The sequence below is a fragment of the Lewinella cohaerens DSM 23179 genome (assembly GCF_000379805.1).
Taxonomy (GTDB): domain Bacteria; phylum Bacteroidota; class Bacteroidia; order Chitinophagales; family Saprospiraceae; genus Lewinella; species Lewinella cohaerens.
The window spans coordinates 1-20,225 of record NZ_KB903532.1; the positions used below are offsets into that span (position 1 = coordinate 1).

Sequence of the window (20,225 nt, forward strand, 5' to 3'; positions counted from 1 at the left end):
CTAAAAATCTCACTTAGCCCGCTAAGCTCGATTTTGACTTCTTAGACAGAACCGTAAATCGTTGAACTCCGAGGAGGAACGACGATCAGCGAAGCTAAAATCAGTTCGCAAATTCCCCAACAAGCTCTAAACAAATAATCTACGCCCTTTGTGTAGATTATTTTTCTTTACATGGTATTGACTTGGCCAAGCAGCCCGTTGATTTATACCTGCTAAAAATGTATGCAGAGAAGGAAGTATACTCCGCAAAAAATATCAAAGAATAATGTGTAGTAGCACCTGGAACCATCCTACCATTTCCCTAAAAAGAAGGGGCGGGATGGGCCCAGGATTCACTTTTAAAAACAAGGGAGTTCGCAAAAAATAATCTACACATCTTCCTACAAATTTTGCTTTATCCATCATCAGATTTTACTTGCGTAGCCCGCTATGCTACGAAAAATCCGATTTGTCTAAAGCAAAATTTGCTACGCCCTTTGCGTAGATTATTTATTTCCTCATCCCTAATAATCACTCTAAGCACTTGATTCACTCGTCTAACGTGAGATGTTAACATTGCATTTCACGTTAGACGAGCTATAAGATCGTCAATTGGATCAAGAATCCGTTGTCTGTGTTGATCTCTAATTTCGCACCAATCTCTTTAGCCCGCATTTGCAAGTTGGACATGCCCAACCCAGACGTTTTGAGCACTTTATTTTCTATACGACCATTGTCCTGGATAATCAATTGTATTCCATTTCGTCCGTGTTTCAGAAACGTAATTTGAAACTCATCACCATTGGAATGCTTGGCTGTATTAGTAATGGCTTCTTTACAAATGAGATACAGGTTCTGCCGTATTTGAGTAGGCATTTTTTTGTCTAGCGAAATGTCAAGTATTTTTAAGTCGAACATTATGTTTTTCAACTCAAGTGTTTCCATAGCATGTTCCCGAATTCGATCTAAAAGATTTTTAAATTTATCTTTTCTAGCATCAATAGCCCAAACAGTGTCTCTCATTCTAGACATGGCACTCCGGCTCATCTCACTAATTCGGTGTAATTGGGGTTGACGTTCTTCTGAAGCAGTCTGCGTCAGGATTTCTGTTTGCATCGTTAAACCTGCCAATACACTGCCAACATCGTCGTGTAAATCACTGGAGATTTTGACGCGTATACGTTCGATTTTCAAGGCCTGTTGTAAGCGATACATCGCAATGCTGTAAACAATCGCAGATACAGTAACTAGAGATGTCAGATAAAACCACCAAGTTTGCCACCAAGGTTTTCTGATAGCTATGTTTAAAGAATAAGGCTGCTCATTCCAAACACCATCCGAATTGGATGCTTTTATTTTGAATTGGTAATTACCAGGGGGCAAATTAGAATAGCGAGCAAAGCCATTCTTCTCTGCATCTACCCAAGTATTCTCATGGTTTTTAAGCTGGTACTGAAGCCGATTGTTTTTAGGGTCGCTATATTCCAAGGCCACAAAATCAAATGACAGGGTGTTTTCATGATAATCTAATTCCAGTTCTTTTAGCTCTCCGATTTGTTTTGTTGTCACAAACAACTCATCATTGACCTGTAAGCGGGTTATTTGTATCTGTGGGGCATAAGGAGCGTTTTTTATATGTTCTGGAGAAAACCGGTTCAGTCCTTTGGTACCACCCAACCAAATTTCACCATTGCTGGTTTTTAAAAAAGCATTGGTATTGTACTCATAAGCCTGTAGGCCATCAAAAAGGGTGTAACGGTGATGTCTTTTTTCTTCTGGAAAATAGCGAATGACTCCTTTGTTACAACTCAGCCAAAAGCTGCCGGAAGCATCTGGAATAACACAATAATAATTTTCATTAGGTATACCGTCCTCCGCTTCATTCAACAATTCACTCGCACCATCCTTTTTGTTTACTTTAAGTAGCCCGGTAGAGGTAGCGATCCACAAAGAATGCCCCTCTTCTTGATAATCTTTGGCATAGCCAATGCCTTCAATTTCTCTACTGACCCTATAATTATTACCATCAGCTTCTAAGATCAGAACCTTAGAAGCATCTACGGCTAAATAGAGCAGCCCTTCCTGCGTCTCATAAATAGATGTTGCCAATGCTTGCTGGTGTTCTCCTAGTGCTTGGAAAGGTGTAAAAACGGCTGCATTGTCAATGACCTCAAACTCATAGATGCCCGAATAAGTAGCAAAAAGGGTACGCCCATCTCGAAGCTGATAAACATATAAAATGTAGCTGGGCAAGTTCTGGATGTACTCAAACTGTCGTTGCGCTTTATTCCACTTCAACAACCTACTTAAATCTGTTGCCCATAAACCACCATTATGCTCAAAGAAAAACTGAATAGACTTTTTATTGGCTAAAAGTACAGGGCTAAGTTCTTCGTTCTTTTCAGCTGTTGGATAATAAGTTGTAAAGCCTCTGCCGTGGCTGCAGAAAAGTTCTCCGCTACGGGTTTCAAAAATCGCCTTAACACTTTGACCAGTGAATGCATCTAAGTTGTCGAACTTTTGCTTGGTTAAATTGGTGTAATTCACGCCAGATGAAAAACTACTTATCCAAATGTTTTCTTGATGATCCTTGTATAGTTTATTCGCTGTTCTGACACTTAACCCTAGCTTTTCAGGGTTATTGGCGGGGATGAGTCCTGTAAATTGTGCTGTTTTTTTGTTGAAAACAAGAATACCCAGGCTAGAGCTTGCGACCCAAGCAATAGAATCATTAACGCTTATACTTGAAGTAACCTGACCTATTTGCAAGTCATTAAATTTATCGAAGATGCGATAGTTTTGCGATTTAGGATAGAAGAGTACAAGTCCTTTTTTTGTTCCTAAAAACCAAACCTCTTCCTCTTCTTTAACCTGGTTAAAATGAATGACCTCCATTGCAGCTACTTCCGTTTGAGTTTCATCAAAAAAAGTAACGAGCTCGAAGGGAGCCTGGGGGACTAAAACGGTAATTCCACTGTTTGTATTAAGGTTACAAGAAACGATCTGCTTAACCTTTCCTGTTTCATCTAGTACAGGAAAGTTATGCTGCCCGTCAATGGCACAGCGTAAAATTGGAATCTTAGTTTGAGTATTAAACAAGTAAAGTTTCCCTTTAACACCTATTCCAACTCTGACCCAAAGTTGATCTTGCTGGTCTAAATAAAAAGCGTGATAATCTTCCTTCAGAGATACGCCTTGTTTGTCTTTAATTTGAAAGTGTTGAAAATGGTCCTTTTCCCTGATGTAGCAATGAATGCCTTCGTAAGATGTAAACCATAGGTTGCTTTGCTCATCTTCGTAGAAACTACTGGTAATAATATTACCTAGTAAACTGGTAGAATCACCTGAAATGGATTTATAAACTTTCACCGACTTTCCATCGAAGCGGTTTAAGCCATCTATGGAACTCAGCCAAACAAAGCCTTTGGAGTCGTGGTAAATAAAATCATTTGAAGCTTGGGATAAACCTTCTTCCGGAGAGAGGTAGTGGAAGGTCTGGGCATGAAAAATACCAGGGCTGATCGCAAATAGTGCGATCAGCCATAGCAGACGAACTTTTATTTTAATAAGGCTAAACAAATGGCATCTTAAAATTTAATTAAGAATGCTCGTTACCATAAGCACCACCACCACAATTGGGTGGACAAGGCAAGAAGCTCATTTTTGAAAAAACTTCATCGTTTTTATACTTTGCAGTTCCAATAATAGTTCTTTTCAGCTCATCCGTATCCGATAATTTAACGTCAATGACCTCAAACATAATCTCATCGAAATCTTGATCCGTGAAGAAACTACCGTCAAATAACACTTTAAGTCCTGTTTGATAACGGACTTTATTTAAATCATCAACAATTTTTGTTCCTGATCCATTCCCTGAAACAAGGGCACTTGCAAGTTCAGTTGGAACTTGCTCTACCCCCTCAATAGTAACAGCACCATTAATGGGAACAGCACCCTGATCATTGCTGGCAAGGCAAAAGTAGCCTGGCCCCATCAAGTCATCTTTTCCATAGGTACCCCAGGCAATCATTATCAATTCATTGTTATTGACTGCTGGATATATCCGGATACCATCACAATTATCCATAGCTAATAATGCCAATAAACCATCTTTGCTAAAAGATGCCGTTAAATCAGAAGGGCTGTCTGAAATGGATAGAATATGTGTTTCATCCGCTACTCTGAACTTATCATCTAACAAGTTACTCAGCGTTAAATTAACTTCAACTGTCTTTCCCATTATTTTCGGTTTTAGAATGTTTAAATATACCGATCTTAAAGTGGTTTGGGCAAAAGCTCAAACTACTTCAGTCGGGATAGGTAATTACTGATTGTCACAGCTCACCATCCATTACTTTTTTAATCACTTCCATTTTATTATTCACCTCCAGTGTACGGTAAATTCTTTTGATGTGATCTCTTACCGTATCTAAAGAAATGTCCAATTTTTGGCCGATCATTTTGTAGGACAAGCCATCTACCAATGCCTGAACAATTTGCATTTGGCGTTCCGATAACTCATCTCCCTTCTTCTTTGCTTTAGGCATAAATCGCTGTGCAATTTTCCTGGCTACAGCAGGCGACATATAAGACCCGCCACGTGAAACGGTAAAGATGGCCTCTTGGATTTTGAGTAATGGTGTCCGTTTGGAAATGTAAGAACAGGCACCTGCACAAAGCGCATCATAAATTTTATCGTCTTCCTCGAATGTAGTCAATATGATAATATCCAGGTCTGGATATTTTTGGCGAATATGATAAATACCCTGTATGCCAGACATCCCGGGAAGTCCAATGTCTAATAACATAATATCTACCAGCGGCTTCCTTAAAGACTGTGCCTTTTCTAAAAAAGCCTCTACACTGGTAACACTAGCTGTTATCTTAATGGACGGATGCTGAGGCATGAAGGTTTCCAAGCTTTCCTTGATGACTGCATCGTCTTCTATGATGGCTAATTTGATTTCTTGCATACTACAAAGGTAAGGAAACAGCATATAGCGGCTGTCCACATTTTGATGTGGGTAAACGAACAGTGGTTCTTTCCTTATACCACATGTATATGCTTTGTGCTGTTCTTCAGTTGCCCCAAAAAAAATGCGCCATCCACATCAAAATGTGGATTCCCCCCCTGACTCACGCCCATACCTTTGTCCTATCAGTAATTGAAACGGAATCACAGTTAGCGAAAATGAAAACTTTGATCTATTTCAGAAACACCTAAAACCTGGCAACGATGAATATATTCCCTGTTATGCGACGATTACGAACAAAAGAATCGCGTGAAGTTTTTTCTAGAATCTATTTTAAGGCCTCTGGTTTACCAATTCCTGAAAGTTATTTGCACCATCCCAATAATAGAGTTTTTGGCGTCTACAAAAACCAGGAATTAATCGGCGGCTATATTTTAGGGAACAATTCCAATTTCAGAACAATAGCCCTTTTTGCACAGGAAGAGAAGCATGAGATGCTTTACAAGCAGCTAGAAAGCAAGGGGATTTTCACGGAAATTTGCTGCTTTTGGATAAAGAAAGAGGTGAGAACCCAGACGCGCCTCAATTTCTTTATTTGGCTGACTATGGCCTATGCACTCAGGAGGTATGGCACGCCGTATGTGCTTTTTGGAACTTGCTCCCGTTCCTTGGCTCAGCTGTACTCTTCCACTTCAAAAGTGAAATTTCTTAGTGAAGATGTGATCAAAAGGAAGTCTACTTTCATTTTTTGGTCGAAGCAACGCTATGCCATTTCGGGCATCTCCGAAATTGTTTTTCATAAACTGAAGCGGGTTTTTAAAATTGCTAAGAAGTCTCAATCGCTTATCAATATTTAATTCACAACATATTTAATTCACGTACTAAAAAAGTAATATTATGTCAAAAGCAGAAGCAGTTAAAGGCGGTATAGAAGCGGCCGACAGTCTTTATGAATTAGCAAAAAAATTCGCCGGGGATGTTGTTATCCCGGGGAAGGGCTTGGTTGTCGCTATTCGAAATTGGACTAAGTACACGTTTAGCTTAAATTATAAAGTTAAGCGTGGAATGATTATGAACACAAACGGTTCCACGCTGCATCCTTATTCACAAGAATACCATGGGGAGCACCATGAATTCTTGTTCAAAGGCAAGGCGAATTCCGGATGTAGCGTCGTTATGGAAATAAATAAAAGTGAACAAGAGTAAGGAAAAGGAACCTACTACATGCGTGCTGCAGCGGCCAGAGATGGATTGAATTATGTTCGCTTTCATTTAAATGATCGGGAAGGTCTGGACAAAATGAAAAAACACCGATCAGGCGATGGTTTCTATCAACCTAGTTATGGTGAGTACTATTTTGATATTCACATTACGGAAGATCGCCCCGCCATTTGTACGGTTGAGATTATTCCCAAGGGGGAAACAGTACCACGAACCTAAATGACAGTTGTCATATATGATCCTCCAGGTCAGGAATCACAAATCTTGGGTTGGTAGACCATTAAGGTGCTTTATTGGCTAGAATGCAAGGCTTTTAATTAGCATCCAACAACAATGAAACCCTCCATCAGAGGCTGCCCCAACACCGGCAGCCTCTTTTGTTATTACTCCCCTGACTGAAATTTTCAGGCAAAGCGAATCGCTTTTTATTTCCGTGCTGTTCCTTAAGAAGAGCCGAAATGGGCCCATAATTTACTTTTTTTCAAAAAAATGATTACCACCACTTACCTCCTCCACCCTTTCCGACATACACTGATGATGTAATCATTGAGGATAGTTGGCTACTTACTTCCTATTCCTCTGGAAACAATCATTTTTTGAGAACATCAAACAAGCGCAAAATACTTGGTTTAGCAACCCTGTTTTTGACGCTAATATTCACTACACATTAAAAAACCTACTAGTTATGTTAAGATTAATTTTCAGCCTGCTCATTACGAGCGTACTTTTTAGTACTTCGCTAGGGGCACAAAGTGCAGAAAGCCCAGAGGCTTGGTCTTTCCGTTATGTTTCCAGTAATTTCCAATGGCCACTGGATAACAATTCGGGCCTTGCTCGTGACGACTTCGATGGCGGTTTACAATTCGAGTATTTCCGTTACCTCAACGACAATTTTGATGTAAGCTTCCCTTTCCGGATAGCTTCTGCCCAACACCCACAGGATGCTGCTGGTAGCAGAACTCGGCAAGCCGTCAATATTGGCCTTGATGTATTGTTAAACCTTAATCTTTACAAAGGCGATGTCTTTCGTCCACGCTTGTTTGCCGGTGTCGGTGGCTTGCTGCTAGAGACCTCTGATTTATCACTAGATGTACCGCTAGGTTTAGGTTTAGACTTTTACCTGGGGCGTAACACCTCCCTGTCTACCACTTTTGCCTACCACTACAACAGCGTTGATCTACGTGATCACTTTATGGCTGGTATTGGCTTTCACATCGCTATTGACGATTATGAGCCACCCGCTCCTGTTGTTCTCGATCGCGATGGTGATGGTATCGTTGATGCAGAAGACCTTTGTCCCGACACTCCAGGAATTGTAGCCCTCAATGGTTGCCCAGACAGTGATGGTGACGGCATTAAAGACAGCAGCGACAAGTGTCCCGACACGCCGGGTATTGCTAAATTTGAAGGCTGCCCAGACACCGATGGCGATGGCCTGATGGACAGCGAAGACAAGTGCCCGGATACTGCCGGCCCGCTAGATAACGAAGGTTGCCCCGTTACCGACCGCGATGGCGACGGTGTAGAGGATGCCCAAGACAACTGCCCCGACGTAAAAGGAACCGTAGCCAACAATGGCTGCCCAACCTCGCCTATGGTAATTACGGCCAAAGACAAAATTACTGACGAAGTATTGCCGGAAACGGAAGTTGCCCTGGTTAATAGCAGTGGACAGATCGTAAAAACAGGCACAACCAACAGCCTCGGTGTGGTAGAATTTGCCAACGTTGAACCTGGTGACTACACCATCCAGTCTAAGCTCTACGATATGGCGTTGGAAGAAGGCAAGATTGCTGCCAGCGATTTCAACACCTCCACTTCTGTACAGAAGACGGTTTACTACGATGATCCCAACTTTATCATCAAGGGTAAGGTGTTCTACTGTAACAGTCCCAACCCACTGCCAGGTGTAACCCTCAATTTGAGTAACAAAACAGCCAACTTCCTGAAGACGACTGTCTCGAAGAGTGACGGCGAATTTGTATTCTACCTGGATAGCCGGTCTACTTACGAGCTTTACGCCAAGAAAGAAAGCTTCCTTTCTCAGGTAGTAGATGTGGACGCCAACAACTACGATCGTGAAAAATCTGTATTCGTGCGCTTAGAGATTTGTGCTGACGAAGTGAAGTGTGGGGATGCTATCAACCTGGATAACATCCTTTATGACACCGGCAGTGCGGCCATTCGTCCAGATGCAGAGCCCGATTTGAACAAGGTGGTTCAGTTCATGAGAGACAATACGGATGCGAAAGTAGAACTGTCTGCTCATACAGATAGTCAAGGCCGAGCTTCTTCCAACATGGCCCTCTCCCAGCGCAGAGCGCAAGCGGCTGCCGACTATATCATTGCTCAGGGCATTGATGCTTCTCGGGTGATTGGTAAAGGTTATGGAGAGACCAAATTGCTCAACGGATGTGCAGATGGTGTTAACTGTAGTGCAGCCGAGCACCAGGTGAATCGCCGTACAGAGTTTAAAGTGATTTGTCCGGAATAAAACAGGTGCTTGGTACGAGGTATTTGGTACTTGGTACAAGACTTGGTATAGGATAGAGAGATCAGATAGGTTTCTCTATCCTTATATAAAAAAATCCCGAACCCCAGGGCAAATTCATGAATTTGCCCTGGGGTTCGGGATTTTTTTATCCCCATCGGGACACTCAAAATAAAACAGGGATTTGATGCCTATGAGTGCATTAAATCTCTGTACCTTTTACCATGTACTTCGTACTATAAAAACCTACTGCTCGTAGTAGAAACGCTCGTGTACAATCTGGTCGCCTTCCCACTTCTGGACGGCTACCTGCTCCATTTTCACACGATTGCCATCTTTGAAGGTGACTTCCATCATGGATTCTACAAAAGTAGTACCATTGGCTTCGTCTGAACCAATGCCAGTTACCTGTAGGTCGTGGAATTCCTGGATGCTGTTTAGGAACTGTACTTCGTAATCGCGACAAACAGCCTTGCTTTCGCGGGTGCCGCGGGGTTCAGTCATTACTACATTGTCGGCGTAGTACTTGTCGAAGGCGTCCAACAATTGGCCTTGGCCTAGCATGTTGTAAATATCTTGTGCTTTTTCTAGATAAGTCATTGTGGTTGTTTTAATAAATGTATATACATTAAATGTATTTACACCTTGATTAGTTTTACACAGGAAGGCTTTTTTTTTAAAAAATACTTGGGAGTACTGCTCACTGGTCAGAAGACCAGCGAACCAGCTTGGGAACACCGGTTTAAGGGCGTAAGGCGGAGTCTGAAGCGCGAGGCATCCCGACTTATAAGTCGGGACGGGAGAAGGCATGACCCAAAAAACAAAAGAGACCGCTATCATCAACCTATGCCCTATTAAGGACGTTGTTAGTCACATTAAGCTTATAAATTACAACTATGTCTTCTTCTCCGGTGATTATCATTGGTGCCGGATTATCTGGCCTCACTACCGCCTATCGTCTGCAAAAGGCAGCTGTCCCTTTTCTTGTGTTGGAGGCTCGCGACCGTATGGGGGGAAGAATACTTACGGTGCGCAATGAAACGGGTACTCCCATCGAGATGGGGGCTACTTGGCTGGGCAAAAAACATACGGCCATCAATGCGCTATTAGCAGAATTGGGGATAGGAATTACCGAACAACTCATGGGGAAACAGGCGATCTATGAGGCGCTGTCGACCAGCCCGCCTCAGTTGGTGCAACTGCCCCCAAACAATGACCCCAGCTATCGGATTGTAGGCACCTCGACCGCACTGATCGATGCCCTGATGAAACAAATACCGCTAGCCAATATCCGCCTTCAACAAGTGGTGAAGGGCATAGAAAAAACCGACGATGGTTTTCTCGTTCATACACAGCATGAGGTATTAACCGCAGCAGCCATCGTCAGCACACTGCCCCCACGTTTATTGATGCAGACGATAAAATGTACACCTACCTGGCCGGAACCCTTGCAAACTATTGCTAACCAAACTCACACCTGGATGGGCGAAAGTATTAAAGTGGGTTTCTCCTATTCTACCCCTTTTTGGCGGGCCAAAGGTCTGAGTGGTACTTTGTTCAGCAACGTTGGGCCGGTGGGCGAAATGTATGACCATTCGGATGATGGCCAGGGCTATTATGCCCTCAAAGGGTTCCTTAATGGCGTATATCACGCTCTGACGAAGGCCGAACGCTGCGAACTGGTACTGCAACAATTGCGCAAATATTATGGCGAACAGGCCGACCAATACACGACCTACGAAGAGGGCGTGTGGCGTCAGGAGCCTTATACCTTTACGGATTACGACCAATCGTTGCTGCCCCACCAAAACAATGGCCACGCTATCTTTAGGCAGCCGTTTTTCGGTGGGCATTTCTTTATAGGAGGGGCCGAAACGGCCAGCGAGTTTCCGGGATATATGGACGGAGCTGTGCGACGGGGTGAAGAGATTGCCGCAGCAATTATCGCGCAGCGGTAGTACAGATGGACTAAGAGCTTGTTTGAGCCAGCTTTGCTTTAAACATCTTAGCCGCAGTGGTGTAACCTCCCTCTGTTCCGTCAACGAAATGTACGTGATTGTCCTTGTAGTCCAGTACGTAACAAGACATGATGGAAGAATAAGTGACGTGGGCACCATAGATGAGATCGCCTGCTTTTTCCAGCTTATCCAACACCTTAATTAAAGCTGCTATTTGGTCATCTGTTCCAGCAATAACGCTATTGATGTTACCGTCTAACATCAGGGTGCTTGACAGTTGGCGAATTTTTTTCAAGTAACCTTTTCCTTCTTCAAACAATCTGAAATAGAAACGCCCACCTAGTGTCCCCAACCAGTTTTTTAGCAGGTAAAAAAAGTCGTAGCGGCCCAGTTTGCCATACATCTCTCTACGAAAATTGGCGATCCGGAGACTAAGCTTAAGTCGCTTAGCAGAAATAGGTTGTCGCCCATCTAATTTCCCAAAGATGCGATCAATCGCAATTACGACCTCATGGTAAACCTGGGCTTGGCGTTCTTCGTCGGAGCAACTAACCAAAAGGCACAATATCTTCTCTTCTTTTGAAGGGGGAGCGATCTCGTTCCAACGACAGTTCATGCCCTCTAAATTAACCGGTAGAATCTCCTTATTGTGATCTTCTTTGGTTGCAAACCGGGCTTTGATCAGCGTTTCTGTATACTTGAGGCCATTACCTAAAATAACAGGAATAACGAGGTAATTATTCAGTTTGAGTTTAGCTATTTTGAGTTGCACCCCTTGCTGATACACCTCTGCAACAGCTAATCCGCCCACCCTTAGTACTAAACCGAATTGGCGTTTAACATGTCTGCGATAATTATCTAGTGTATCAAGGAGCGTCTCCAACAAAAATGCTGGTACTAAAAAAGTGGCACCATCTCCACCAAAGAAATAAGGGATATTCGCAAGTTCATAATATTCCTTGACCTTGTTGCTTACCGCAATGATACTGCCTGTAGCAATGAAGTTGACATCGTGGTGAGAGCCCTGTTCAACAGCAAGCGTAGAATCTTCAACATCCACGACAATCACATGCCAATCAGCAGGTAAGGACTGGAAGAGCTGTTCTTCTCCCAGCAACTTGTGGAGAGGAAGCCGCGAAGTTGGCAAACGACTATAGAAGGTCTGATTATCTTTCATTGCAACAAAATGACTAAAGCTTAACTGCGATTAGCACCATCAATAACCTTTTTTTACCCTTATTGTTTCGCATCCAGGCGATAGGCAATGTAGGTAATTCCCTGTTGGGCTTGTGCCATTAGCTGCTGGACGGTGGGTGTTGATTCTATTTTGCGGTAAGCATCAATGGCCTGCTCGTAGCTTTTGCGGGCCGCGAGTAGGCGCTGCGTATCAAAATCGCCCGAAGATTGCGTGTAGCCCATGTTGTAGTGAGCATCTGCTACCTGGCGAATGTTGAAGTCGGAAGGGTTGAATTCGTAGGTACTTTGAAGGCTCATCAGGCGCTGTGCTGCCGGGCTTGCGTTTTCAAATTCGCGTAAGGCATATTCGTAATCAAAGGGCTTGGTATCAGCACTGGCTTTGAGTACATCCTGGTAGGGAATTCGCTTAAGAAAGGGTTTGAGTTTGATCGGGTATTCCCTCATTTGCCAACGCGGATCAGCAGGCAGATGGATACGAAAAAACACCCCCTCCTTGACCAACACTTGCTTCAAATCTATTTTCTTAACAAACTCGGCAGTCACTTCATCGCCACCAATGGCACCGCTACCCAGGCTGATATCCACGCCGTAGTAGACACTGTCTATCTTCACCATGTTCCAGGCATGATAAGGATGATCCGGATGATCTTTCATGGCTCCATCATAGTGATATTCGGGATAGTCATCTGCATGCCAATGATTTACATACCCCGTAATCAGGTAGCACTCCACGCCCATCAAGCGGCACAATTCTTGATAAAACTGTGAGAAGGTTTGAAAATTGCCGCGCTGGGTACGTAATACTTCTTGCAGGTCGACTCTTTCCTTGGCAAACTGCTCGCCTTCAAAGTCGTAGCTGATGTGCTCGGTTATCCAATAAAAAGCGATCTCAGCGGCTTCTAATTTTGTCCTCGTTCTACTTTGCAGGCTACTGGCCAAGGAGGCCAAAGTCATCTCTTCTGTTGGGCGGTTGACACTGGCGTAGTATTGCAACCGCACATTGAGGGAGTCCAAGGCTTGTAGGCTGGAAGCAGCACCTAAACAGCAGAGTAGAGCAATTAATTTAGCGTGCATCATTATCGGTATTTGAGCATCGTAACAGGGGTATTTAACGCATTGTATTTGCTGCAAAAATAGGGATTTTGAAGCATTATGAGGTTTCTCTTTTTTGAACCACTATAGACACTTAAGGGGGGTGTTTTGAACCATATAAGGAAATAGAAGGGATTATAAGGGGTTGGCCTATCATGGCAAATTCATGAATTTACCATGTATAGGCCAGTTGCCCGATAATGCCTAAATTCGTGGCATGAAGCAAACGGTAGCTATTATCGGGGGCGGGCCAGCAGCATTGATATTGGCTGCTTTCTTGGACCAACAGCAATTCGAGGTTACGATCTACGAGAAAAATAAGACCGTAGGCCGCAAGTTTCTTGTAGCCGGCAAAGGGGGCTTCAACCTTACCCATTCGGAACCATTGCCGGCTTTTACGGAACGCTACACGCCTGCAAGCTTTCTGCAACCGGCGCTCACCCATTTTAGCAATGAACACTTGCGACAGTGGCTAGATAGTATAGATATACCCACTTTTGTGGGCAGTAGTAAAAGGGTCTATCCCATAAAAGGCATCAAACCCATAGAGGTCCTTCAGAAAATATTGGCTGTACTGGAAGAAAAAAAGGTTACTGTTCTCACCGATCATACCTGGACGGGCTGGGGGACAGACAATACCCTCCTGTTTGCAGAACAAACGCCTGTAAAAGCAGATTATACCGTCTTTGCCCTTGGTGGGGGAAGCTGGAAAGTGACGGGGTCCGATGGTAGTTGGTTACCTATTTTTGCTAAAAAAGGAATTGCTACGGTGCCCTTTAAACCCGCCAACTGTGCCTACCAGATTGATTGGCCTGCTGCCTTTCTTGCGAAAAACGAGGGGCAGCCCTTGAAAAACATCGCTATTTCCTGTGAGCACAATACCAAAAAAGGAGAAGCTGTGATTACTCGTTTCGGGCTGGAAGGGAATGCCATTTATGCTCTGAGCCCACAAATCCAGGCGCAACTTGACAAGGGGCAAAAGACAATCGTCTTCCTCGATTTAAAACCTATGTTTACGGAAGAAGACATCCTACAGCGGCTCCTCTCCTCTCGGGAGAAAACCATGACCAGTACCCTGCGGCGTGGCATTAAGCTGGGTTCGGCACAACTGGATTTACTTCATGCCTTTCTCTCCAAAGAGGATTATTTGACGCCCCAAAAGCTAGCGCCCAACATCAAGCGCTTACCACTAACGATTCTAGGCTCAGCTCCCTTAGACGAGGCCATCTCCACTTCCGGAGGTATTGCTCTGAATGCGATGGATGCTCACTTTGAGCTTTCGCAAATGCCACAAACCTTCTGTATCGGGGAAATGCAGGACTGGAATGCACCTACAGGCGGTTACCTGCTACAAGCCTGCTTTAGCATGGGGGTGTTTTTGGCGGATCATCTTAATGGGAGGTTTGCCTCTTAGAGCTCCCTCGATTTTGCCGCTCATTGTAGCCTCCGGACTAACCTGCGCGGATGTTCACCGCAACCTCTACACACCAATATAATACATTCATTATCAGCAACTTGAGACTCACTCCGAGTCTAACAATAACGCTCAGGCTTCAACCCTACGGTTGGGACATATCTCGACCAAAATCAGGAGTGGGATCAAGAAAAAACACCTCGGAGAGGTCGAATATTGGTAGAAAAGAATGAATAAACAAAGAAACGACCTCGGATGAGGTCGCACAAGAGTAAATACAGTCTTCCCTTTTTATTTTTTCTCCCCGGTGATCCAATAGGAATTGATATTCGACCTCATCCGAGGTCGTTTTAACTCTTAATAAACATCGTTCTACCAATAGATGACCTTTACTGAGGTCAAGACACATAAATATGCCCCAACCGTAGGGCTGCTCCGAAGGAATGGCTATGCCAAAGCCCAAGCTACGTTTTCAGCACCTTCGTACGTAGTGTCACTAAAACATCTCTATACCCTCTACTTTAGGGCAGCGAAGCAGCCCGTATCCCTTTACACTTAGCCTACTGATAAATCACTTTCAAACCTTGCGCACTTCCTGCTTCCCGAATATGCACGAAATACAAACCTGGCTTTGGCAATTGCAAACGAAGCTGGTCTTCTTTCAAGCTAATCTGTTTGTAATCAACCTGCCGACCGAGGGCGTCGAACAACCGTATTTCAGGGTCATCAAAATTACCTGACACGGTGATCTCGCCAGTATTGGTCGGATTTGGAAAAGCGTGCAAAGAAGAGAGGGGTTCTTCTAGTTCGCCAAGTGCTGTACCAATATCATTGTAGGCAAAGACACACTCTTGCAAACCCAGGTATTTGGGATTATTTACATCTTCCATGGTTTCTTTTACGCCCCAGCTACCCCATTTTGAGTAGCTTCCGTGAGAGGAGAAGTGCGCAAATAGACCGCCGTGGTTAGTGTACCAATAGTCGAAATACTGGCAATAGGCGGCTTGCAGATCCGGGTGATGGTTGGCTGCATTCAGTTTCACCGTAAGCTCATCGATATTGACGTTGGCGCCGGTGGCTACGAGGTGTTGGCCACCTTCGTAGGCGATCAAATCGAGGTCAAATTCATCTGCTACCACTTGGTTGTCTTCCATATAACCGAAGGAAACCGGGAGCGTCGCTTCCATACGAGCAACAATTTCAGCTATCGAAATCGTGGCTATCTCCCCCTGGCTCACAATGGTATTGGCCACATCCGTGCCGCCAAAGTAGGGCGCTATTGCTATCGCATCGACAGCAACTTGGGTGGGGTTATACATCGGGGCATTGAAATACTCCATGATTCGGTTGGTTACCCACGCGTTGGCTGCTTGGGTAGGGATGATCCGTATCAGTCGATCTGCTCCTCCGAAGGTATCGGTGAATACTCGGAAAATATCCGCTGAGCGCTTGGCCGTGTATTGCCAAGCGCGGTCCCAGGAAGCTTCCGGATAACCGAGGATCAGTCCTTGTTCAGCAGCGTAGTGATGTTGATCAAATTGGGAATTCCATACTTCGTTGCTATACTCCAGGTAGATGTTTAAATCTGTATCGAGGTTAGCCAAAAGGAAGTTGGCCAATTGTTGAAGGTAATCATCGTTGGCTTGGTGAGGAATATTGATCCATACGTCTTTTTCAAGGAGGTTGGCCAATTCAACGACGTATTCCCAAGCTACACCTTTTGCCGTACTTTGGGTGAAGTAATCGTAGCGGCTACGCCCTGACCAGCTGGTCACATTAGAATTATTGGTGCGCAGCCAATCCATAAAGCGGATGGCCTGAAAATCATCTAAAAACGTCAATAGCTCATTGGTGAAAACTTGCTCTTCATAGGTGTCTACATAATCTGGATAAATGAACTTGATATCCGTAATCGGGTCTTCTACCGATGAGGCTTCGATCTCCACAGAGACTCCACTCGTCACCGTCACCATCGTATCTACTGGGCACTGAAATACGCCACTGGCACCAAAACGCAAACTCACCGTTCCGCTCCCCTCTACCAACAAGCGATACTGCCCCAGTGGTAAAGCTTCGTTTATGTCCCACAAGAGTAATGCTCGGACACTTTGAGGTGGATTTACACCATCATCATAAGGAATTTCCAAAGGGTAACCTTGTTCGCTCAAAGGCACAGCCACCTGCGTATCCCAGGGTCCATTACCATCGGCTTGAAAACTGATCCATTCCCGGCTTTGCTTAAAGGCATCAGTAAACACCAACTCGGTGGAATAGTCGTGTACAGAGGTAAGGTTAGTGGCTATTGGCCGTTCTTGGGCTGAAAGTAATAGTGTAAAGAAACAGGTAAATAAGAATAGGATTTTCGCCTTCATGAGCTGGGATTATTTTGCCTGCAAAATAAGGTTCTAAACGCAGCTTTAAAACTCCATCTTAAAAACAATATGACTTTGGTAAAACCCAGCCTTTTGGATCGCTTTTTGCGAAGCAATATTGTCTACTGTAGTTGAACAGATAGGAATTCGCCCTTGACGCTCGGCAATACCAGCCAAAGTAGCCAACACCTTGCCTCCCCACCCGCGTTTTCGTGCGTCCTGCTTTACGATCATTCCTACATCCGCGTAAGCAGGTTGTGTATCACTTAGCCGACATTCTCCCGTAGCGGTAAGTATTCCATCTTCTATCAGCAGGAAAATTTCTCCTCGCTTGATCAAGTTTTCGGCGTAGCCAAAGTTATCATCGAAACCCGCCTCGTTAAGGAAAAATGACTTTATAGCTGAGTGGTCATCCATACGGGCTTTTATCAAATCTAGCTGTTTCTTATTTTCTCCTTTCTGCGGGGACGCGTAATGAAAATTGAACGTATTGGCACTAATGGTATTTGTTTTAGCGAGGCAGACATTGAAAGCTACTGGCTCAATAGAACTAAGCAAAGCCCCTTGAATCATCGCTTCTTTGATCAATTCTTCTACTACCTTATTGATAAGAAAACGATGAACCGGCATCAGGTAGAGCTGATTGATATTTTTATCTTCATCAATACAGCAATAACCTATCGAAGTATCTTCCAAAGTGATCAAAAAAGGGGTAGCGGATGCGACATAGAGTGCTTCCCACATGCCATCGAGCGGAGCAACAAAGGTACGGTACAATTCCTGGCGATAGGTGCTGACTTCTTCTTGGGTCGTAGGTTGAAATTTCATGGTAGGTTTGATTCTTAGTATTCATTTTGAACCACCAAAGAAAAACCTTAAGTGCCTTTGGCGGTTCAGTAAAAACCTCTCTTTGGTGCCCTTAAGTGGTTCAATATTCATTCAATAATTCAATCTTTAAATCTGTAGATAGCTTAGCGCTTGCATCGCCCCGTAAGTTCCCGCTCACGGGCATTGTATTTTCGTAAGTGCTGCTGGCTGCTACCGGAATATGTGCCGTTCCTACCACTACCCCGTGCGTAGGGTCATAGCCAACCCAACCAGCTCCGGGCAGAAAAACCTCTACCCAAGCGTGGAGTTCAAAGTTAGGTTCCTCATCGGTAATAATATAATTATAGCCACTCACAAAGCGAGCCGCCAGGCCTAAACTACGTAACAACTGTATCATCATCCAGGTAAGATCACGGCAGGAGCCTTCCCGACCAGCAAAGGTATGGTCAGGTGAAAATGGTTCGCCTACTTCCCGGTAAATGGCGGTAAAATCTTGCTGAATCTGTTGCGTCAGTTGTGTTAAAAAAACAGTGGTATTAGCCTGCGATTTTTTTAAGAGAGATTGGCCATATTGACATAGCTCATCGCCGATGTCAGCTCCTTGCAGCGCCGGTTGTAAAACTTTTTCTTGCTCAAGGCTATACGAAAAAGGCAATTGAAGCGCAGTACCGGGGTAGAGAATAAAGTCAAAAGGATTGTGTGCCGCTACGTCTATGATCGATTCCGCACGAATGCTAAAAATATCGTGTACACCGTCAAACCAGCAACTGTCGATCAGGTTATTTTCTGCATCTCTTTGCTGGCGGTGACCACTAGGTTTCGGGCTTATTTCCAGATGAAATTCTTCAACAGTATGAAAAGGCGTCGCCTGAGGGCAAAATCGCAACAGGTGAGGCTCGAGAAAAACCGGCTTTGAAAAACCGTATTGGGTTTTGTGGATTATTTTGTACCTCATTTCGTCCATTTATTGCGCAAAAAATAAATTGAGCCTTATTGATTCTCTGACAACTTTTATCAGAGCAGAAGTTTGTCCAACCACTCATCATTCAATTTGTCGACGGAAGCAATGAGGTTTTTATTCCAATCACGCGACAATTTGGTAAGCTCTTCCTTTTTGTACCGCTTTTCAATAATATTGAAAGAATCCTTTTCATAATAAAGCACATCAATCGGATAATCCACATCGTTGGCACTAATCCGGGTGGCATCAAAAGAGAGGAAACCCGCTTTGAGGGCAAATTTCAAGGACGAGCTGTACTTGACTACCCGATCCAGGATGGGTTTACCATAGCCATTGTTGCCCACTATCACAAAGGGAGAACCATCGGCTACTTCTACCCAGTTGCCTTCTGGATAAAGCAGGTAGATCTTGTGTTCCTCATCTTTTTCCAGTTGTCCTCCAATGATCGTAAAGAGGTTAAAGCTAAGCCCTCCTTCCCGGAGTGATTTCTTATCCTCCACCGCTACCTGTTTGACTTCTTCGGCAAACGCATTAACCACTTTGTATAATTTATTAAACGGTTCTTCTCGTTCTTCCAGGCGTTCTTTAAAATACGTCATGGCTTTATCACGCACTGAACGCAGGCCCGAAGTCATGATAAAAAAGGAATGCTTATCCTCGTTAACCGTGTACACTTTTTTAGCACTTCCGGTAGAGCTTCCTGAGGTAATACGGGTATCGGCAATTCCGATGAAACCCGTTTTGGTTTTTATGCCGAGGCAATAGGTCATTTACTGGTTTTGACTTGATGTTTCCTGAATAATGGTATTCACTGCACCAAAGGACGTAAAAATTAGCGAAGAAGCTTGATTTAAATCTTGCTGGAATTGGTCAATGTATTCGTGCAGCCCGCCTGCAAAAATATCCTCCACATTGGTTTGTTCCATCGCTATACGCATACGGGTCAGTTCGGCAGTTGCAGGATGCTCGACATCCCCGGTAATACTTTGCAACGAGCGCTCGGCCTGAATCAAACATTTGTACATCGAGCGCGGGAATTCAGGGTCGAGTAACAAGTAGGCAGCAATGTCCATTGGTGTTAGTTTCCCATTCGTTTTGCGATACATATCGTAGGCCGTCACCGATTTGAGCAAGGCCACCCATTGAACCATATCCAAGGGCGAGCCTAAAATTTGAGAAGAGGAAACGATAAAGTGATACTTGACATCCAGTATCCTTGAGGTCTTGTCGGCTCGCTCAATAAGGCGGCCCGTTTTGGCGAAATGCCAGCCTTCATTCCTCGAAATAGTAGCATCGTACATGCCGTAAAGCAGCTGACAGCCGTCTTTTATTTTCCGAAAAAACTTACGTGGGTCCTTCTTTTTCCACTTCTCCTTTTCATTCCCTTTTTTGACAAAATAGTACAGATAGTTGATCTGCTCCCACACTTCCTTGGTAATCTCCGAGCGCACGGAACGTGCATTTTCTCTGGCATTACTGATGCAGGTAAAAATCGAATTAGGGTTTTCGGGGTCAAAGCCCAAAAAATAGATAACCTGGTTTTTTTCTACTCCTCCATAGCGATCAGTATACGCTTGCCAATCGCCGGTAGCGACGATGAGTGGCTGCCATTGTTCTGCAACCGAGGGAGGCATTTCTAAAGCCAGGTTAAAGTTAACATCTAAGAACCGGGCGTAATTTTCTGCTCGCTCGATGTAACGATTCATCCAATAGATGGTATTTGCAACTCTATTTAGCAT

General features: G+C 44.1%; 17 protein-coding genes. 6 read left to right on the forward strand and 11 right to left on the reverse strand.

Annotated elements, in window-relative coordinates; translation table 11 throughout:
• Positions 1–576 precede the first annotated feature (576 nt).
• The 3 genes from A3EU_RS0102170 to A3EU_RS0102180 all read right to left on the reverse strand — a co-directional run bounded on the left by A3EU_RS0102170 (position 577) and on the right by A3EU_RS0102180 (position 4,952).
• Complete coding sequence (locus A3EU_RS0102170) at positions 577–3,558, reverse strand: ligand-binding sensor domain-containing protein (RefSeq protein ID WP_020534479.1); 2,982 nt, start codon at positions 3,556–3,558, stop codon at positions 577–579.
• 19 nt (positions 3,559–3,577) lie between these two features.
• Positions 3,578–4,219 (reverse strand): hypothetical protein, encoded by a 642-nt coding sequence (locus tag A3EU_RS0102175; RefSeq protein WP_020534480.1) that lies wholly within the window; start codon positions 4,217–4,219, stop codon positions 3,578–3,580.
• 94 nt (positions 4,220–4,313) lie between these two features.
• The gene (locus A3EU_RS0102180) at positions 4,314–4,952 is read right to left on the reverse strand and encodes a response regulator (protein ID WP_026211184.1); all 639 of its coding nucleotides are present in this window, start codon (positions 4,950–4,952) and stop codon (positions 4,314–4,316) included.
• 263 nt (positions 4,953–5,215) lie between these two features.
• Here A3EU_RS0102180 and A3EU_RS0102185 point away from each other — a divergent pair, with 263 nt between their 5' ends.
• The 4 genes from A3EU_RS0102185 (at position 5,216) to A3EU_RS32405 (ending at position 8,667) form a co-directional block, all read left to right on the forward strand.
• Positions 5,216–5,809: a hypothetical protein gene (locus A3EU_RS0102185; protein WP_020534482.1), complete on the forward strand. Its 594-nt coding sequence runs from the start codon at positions 5,216–5,218 to the stop codon at positions 5,807–5,809.
• Between the two features lie 40 nt (positions 5,810–5,849).
• Positions 5,850–6,158 (forward strand): hypothetical protein, encoded by a 309-nt coding sequence (locus A3EU_RS0102190; RefSeq protein ID WP_020534483.1) that lies wholly within the window; start codon positions 5,850–5,852, stop codon positions 6,156–6,158.
• A gap of 18 nt (positions 6,159–6,176) precedes the next feature.
• The gene (locus A3EU_RS0102195; protein WP_020534484.1) at positions 6,177–6,392 is read left to right on the forward strand and encodes a hypothetical protein; all 216 of its coding nucleotides are present in this window, start codon (positions 6,177–6,179) and stop codon (positions 6,390–6,392) included.
• Between the two features lie 466 nt (positions 6,393–6,858).
• Complete coding sequence (locus A3EU_RS32405; RefSeq protein WP_052331276.1) at positions 6,859–8,667, forward strand: OmpA family protein; 1,809 nt, start codon at positions 6,859–6,861, stop codon at positions 8,665–8,667.
• 243 nt (positions 8,668–8,910) lie between these two features.
• On the opposite strand, the gene A3EU_RS0102210 is transcribed toward A3EU_RS32405, so the two are convergent.
• On the reverse strand, positions 8,911–9,264 hold the full coding sequence (locus A3EU_RS0102210) for a nuclear transport factor 2 family protein (protein WP_020534487.1): 354 nt from the start codon (positions 9,262–9,264) through the stop codon (positions 8,911–8,913).
• 296 nt (positions 9,265–9,560) lie between these two features.
• Between A3EU_RS0102210 and A3EU_RS0102215 the strand changes: the two genes are divergently transcribed.
• Complete coding sequence (locus tag A3EU_RS0102215; RefSeq protein WP_020534488.1) at positions 9,561–10,622, forward strand: flavin monoamine oxidase family protein; 1,062 nt, start codon at positions 9,561–9,563, stop codon at positions 10,620–10,622.
• Positions 10,623–10,632: 10 nt separating this feature from the next.
• On the opposite strand, the gene A3EU_RS0102220 is transcribed toward A3EU_RS0102215, so the two are convergent.
• The gene (locus A3EU_RS0102220; RefSeq protein WP_020534489.1) at positions 10,633–11,799 is read right to left on the reverse strand and encodes a DUF3095 family protein; all 1,167 of its coding nucleotides are present in this window, start codon (positions 11,797–11,799) and stop codon (positions 10,633–10,635) included.
• A 59-nt stretch (positions 11,800–11,858) separates the two neighbouring features.
• The gene (locus tag A3EU_RS0102225) at positions 11,859–12,896 is read right to left on the reverse strand and encodes a transglutaminase domain-containing protein (RefSeq protein ID WP_044085396.1); all 1,038 of its coding nucleotides are present in this window, start codon (positions 12,894–12,896) and stop codon (positions 11,859–11,861) included.
• A gap of 232 nt (positions 12,897–13,128) precedes the next feature.
• Between A3EU_RS0102225 and A3EU_RS0102230 the strand changes: the two genes are divergently transcribed.
• Positions 13,129–14,325: a BaiN/RdsA family NAD(P)/FAD-dependent oxidoreductase gene (locus tag A3EU_RS0102230; protein ID WP_020534491.1), complete on the forward strand. Its 1,197-nt coding sequence runs from the start codon at positions 13,129–13,131 to the stop codon at positions 14,323–14,325.
• A 560-nt stretch (positions 14,326–14,885) separates the two neighbouring features.
• Here the strand turns inward: A3EU_RS0102230 and A3EU_RS0102235 are convergent.
• The 5 genes from A3EU_RS0102235 to A3EU_RS0102255 form a co-directional block, all read right to left on the reverse strand.
• Complete coding sequence (locus A3EU_RS0102235) at positions 14,886–16,697, reverse strand: T9SS type A sorting domain-containing protein (protein WP_020534492.1); 1,812 nt, start codon at positions 16,695–16,697, stop codon at positions 14,886–14,888.
• A gap of 45 nt (positions 16,698–16,742) precedes the next feature.
• Complete coding sequence (locus A3EU_RS0102240) at positions 16,743–17,525, reverse strand: GNAT family N-acetyltransferase (protein ID WP_020534493.1); 783 nt, start codon at positions 17,523–17,525, stop codon at positions 16,743–16,745.
• A gap of 100 nt (positions 17,526–17,625) precedes the next feature.
• Positions 17,626–18,480 carry a transglutaminase family protein gene (locus tag A3EU_RS0102245; RefSeq protein ID WP_020534494.1) on the reverse strand — a complete coding sequence of 285 codons (855 nt, stop codon included), beginning with the start codon at positions 18,478–18,480 and terminating at the stop codon, positions 17,626–17,628.
• A gap of 59 nt (positions 18,481–18,539) precedes the next feature.
• Positions 18,540–19,256 carry a proteasome-type protease gene (locus A3EU_RS0102250; protein ID WP_020534495.1) on the reverse strand — a complete coding sequence of 239 codons (717 nt, stop codon included), beginning with the start codon at positions 19,254–19,256 and terminating at the stop codon, positions 18,540–18,542.
• A complete protein-coding gene (locus A3EU_RS0102255) occupies positions 19,257–20,225 on the reverse strand; it encodes an alpha-E domain-containing protein (RefSeq protein WP_020534496.1) in 969 nt (322 codons plus the stop codon).

Excerpts from the sequence above, each read along its gene's own strand:
- A3EU_RS0102175 (WP_020534480.1), bottom strand. The coding sequence starts at position 4,219 with ATGGGAAAGACAGTTGAAGTTAATTTAACGCTGAGTAACTTGTTAGAT.
- A3EU_RS0102180 (WP_026211184.1), bottom strand. The coding sequence starts at position 4,952 with ATGCAAGAAATCAAATTAGCCATCATAGAAGACGATGCAGTCATCAAG.
- A3EU_RS0102185 (WP_020534482.1), top strand. The coding sequence starts at position 5,216 with ATGAATATATTCCCTGTTATGCGACGATTACGAACAAAAGAATCGCGT.
- A3EU_RS0102190 (WP_020534483.1), top strand. The coding sequence starts at position 5,850 with ATGTCAAAAGCAGAAGCAGTTAAAGGCGGTATAGAAGCGGCCGACAGT.
- A3EU_RS0102195 (WP_020534484.1), top strand. The coding sequence starts at position 6,177 with ATGCGTGCTGCAGCGGCCAGAGATGGATTGAATTATGTTCGCTTTCAT.
- A3EU_RS32405 (WP_052331276.1), top strand. The coding sequence starts at position 6,859 with ATGTTAAGATTAATTTTCAGCCTGCTCATTACGAGCGTACTTTTTAGT.
- A3EU_RS0102210 (WP_020534487.1), bottom strand. The coding sequence starts at position 9,264 with ATGACTTATCTAGAAAAAGCACAAGATATTTACAACATGCTAGGCCAA.
- A3EU_RS0102215 (WP_020534488.1), top strand. The coding sequence starts at position 9,561 with ATGTCTTCTTCTCCGGTGATTATCATTGGTGCCGGATTATCTGGCCTC.
- A3EU_RS0102220 (WP_020534489.1), bottom strand. The coding sequence starts at position 11,799 with ATGAAAGATAATCAGACCTTCTATAGTCGTTTGCCAACTTCGCGGCTT.
- A3EU_RS0102225 (WP_044085396.1), bottom strand. The coding sequence starts at position 12,896 with ATGATGCACGCTAAATTAATTGCTCTACTCTGCTGTTTAGGTGCTGCT.
- A3EU_RS0102230 (WP_020534491.1), top strand. The coding sequence starts at position 13,129 with ATGAAGCAAACGGTAGCTATTATCGGGGGCGGGCCAGCAGCATTGATA.
- A3EU_RS0102235 (WP_020534492.1), bottom strand. The coding sequence starts at position 16,697 with ATGAAGGCGAAAATCCTATTCTTATTTACCTGTTTCTTTACACTATTA.
- A3EU_RS0102240 (WP_020534493.1), bottom strand. The coding sequence starts at position 17,525 with ATGAAATTTCAACCTACGACCCAAGAAGAAGTCAGCACCTATCGCCAG.
- A3EU_RS0102245 (WP_020534494.1), bottom strand. The coding sequence starts at position 18,480 with ATGAGGTACAAAATAATCCACAAAACCCAATACGGTTTTTCAAAGCCG.
- A3EU_RS0102250 (WP_020534495.1), bottom strand. The coding sequence starts at position 19,256 with ATGACCTATTGCCTCGGCATAAAAACCAAAACGGGTTTCATCGGAATT.
- A3EU_RS0102255 (WP_020534496.1), bottom strand. The coding sequence starts at position 20,225 with ATGCTAAATAGAGTTGCAAATACCATCTATTGGATGAATCGTTACATC.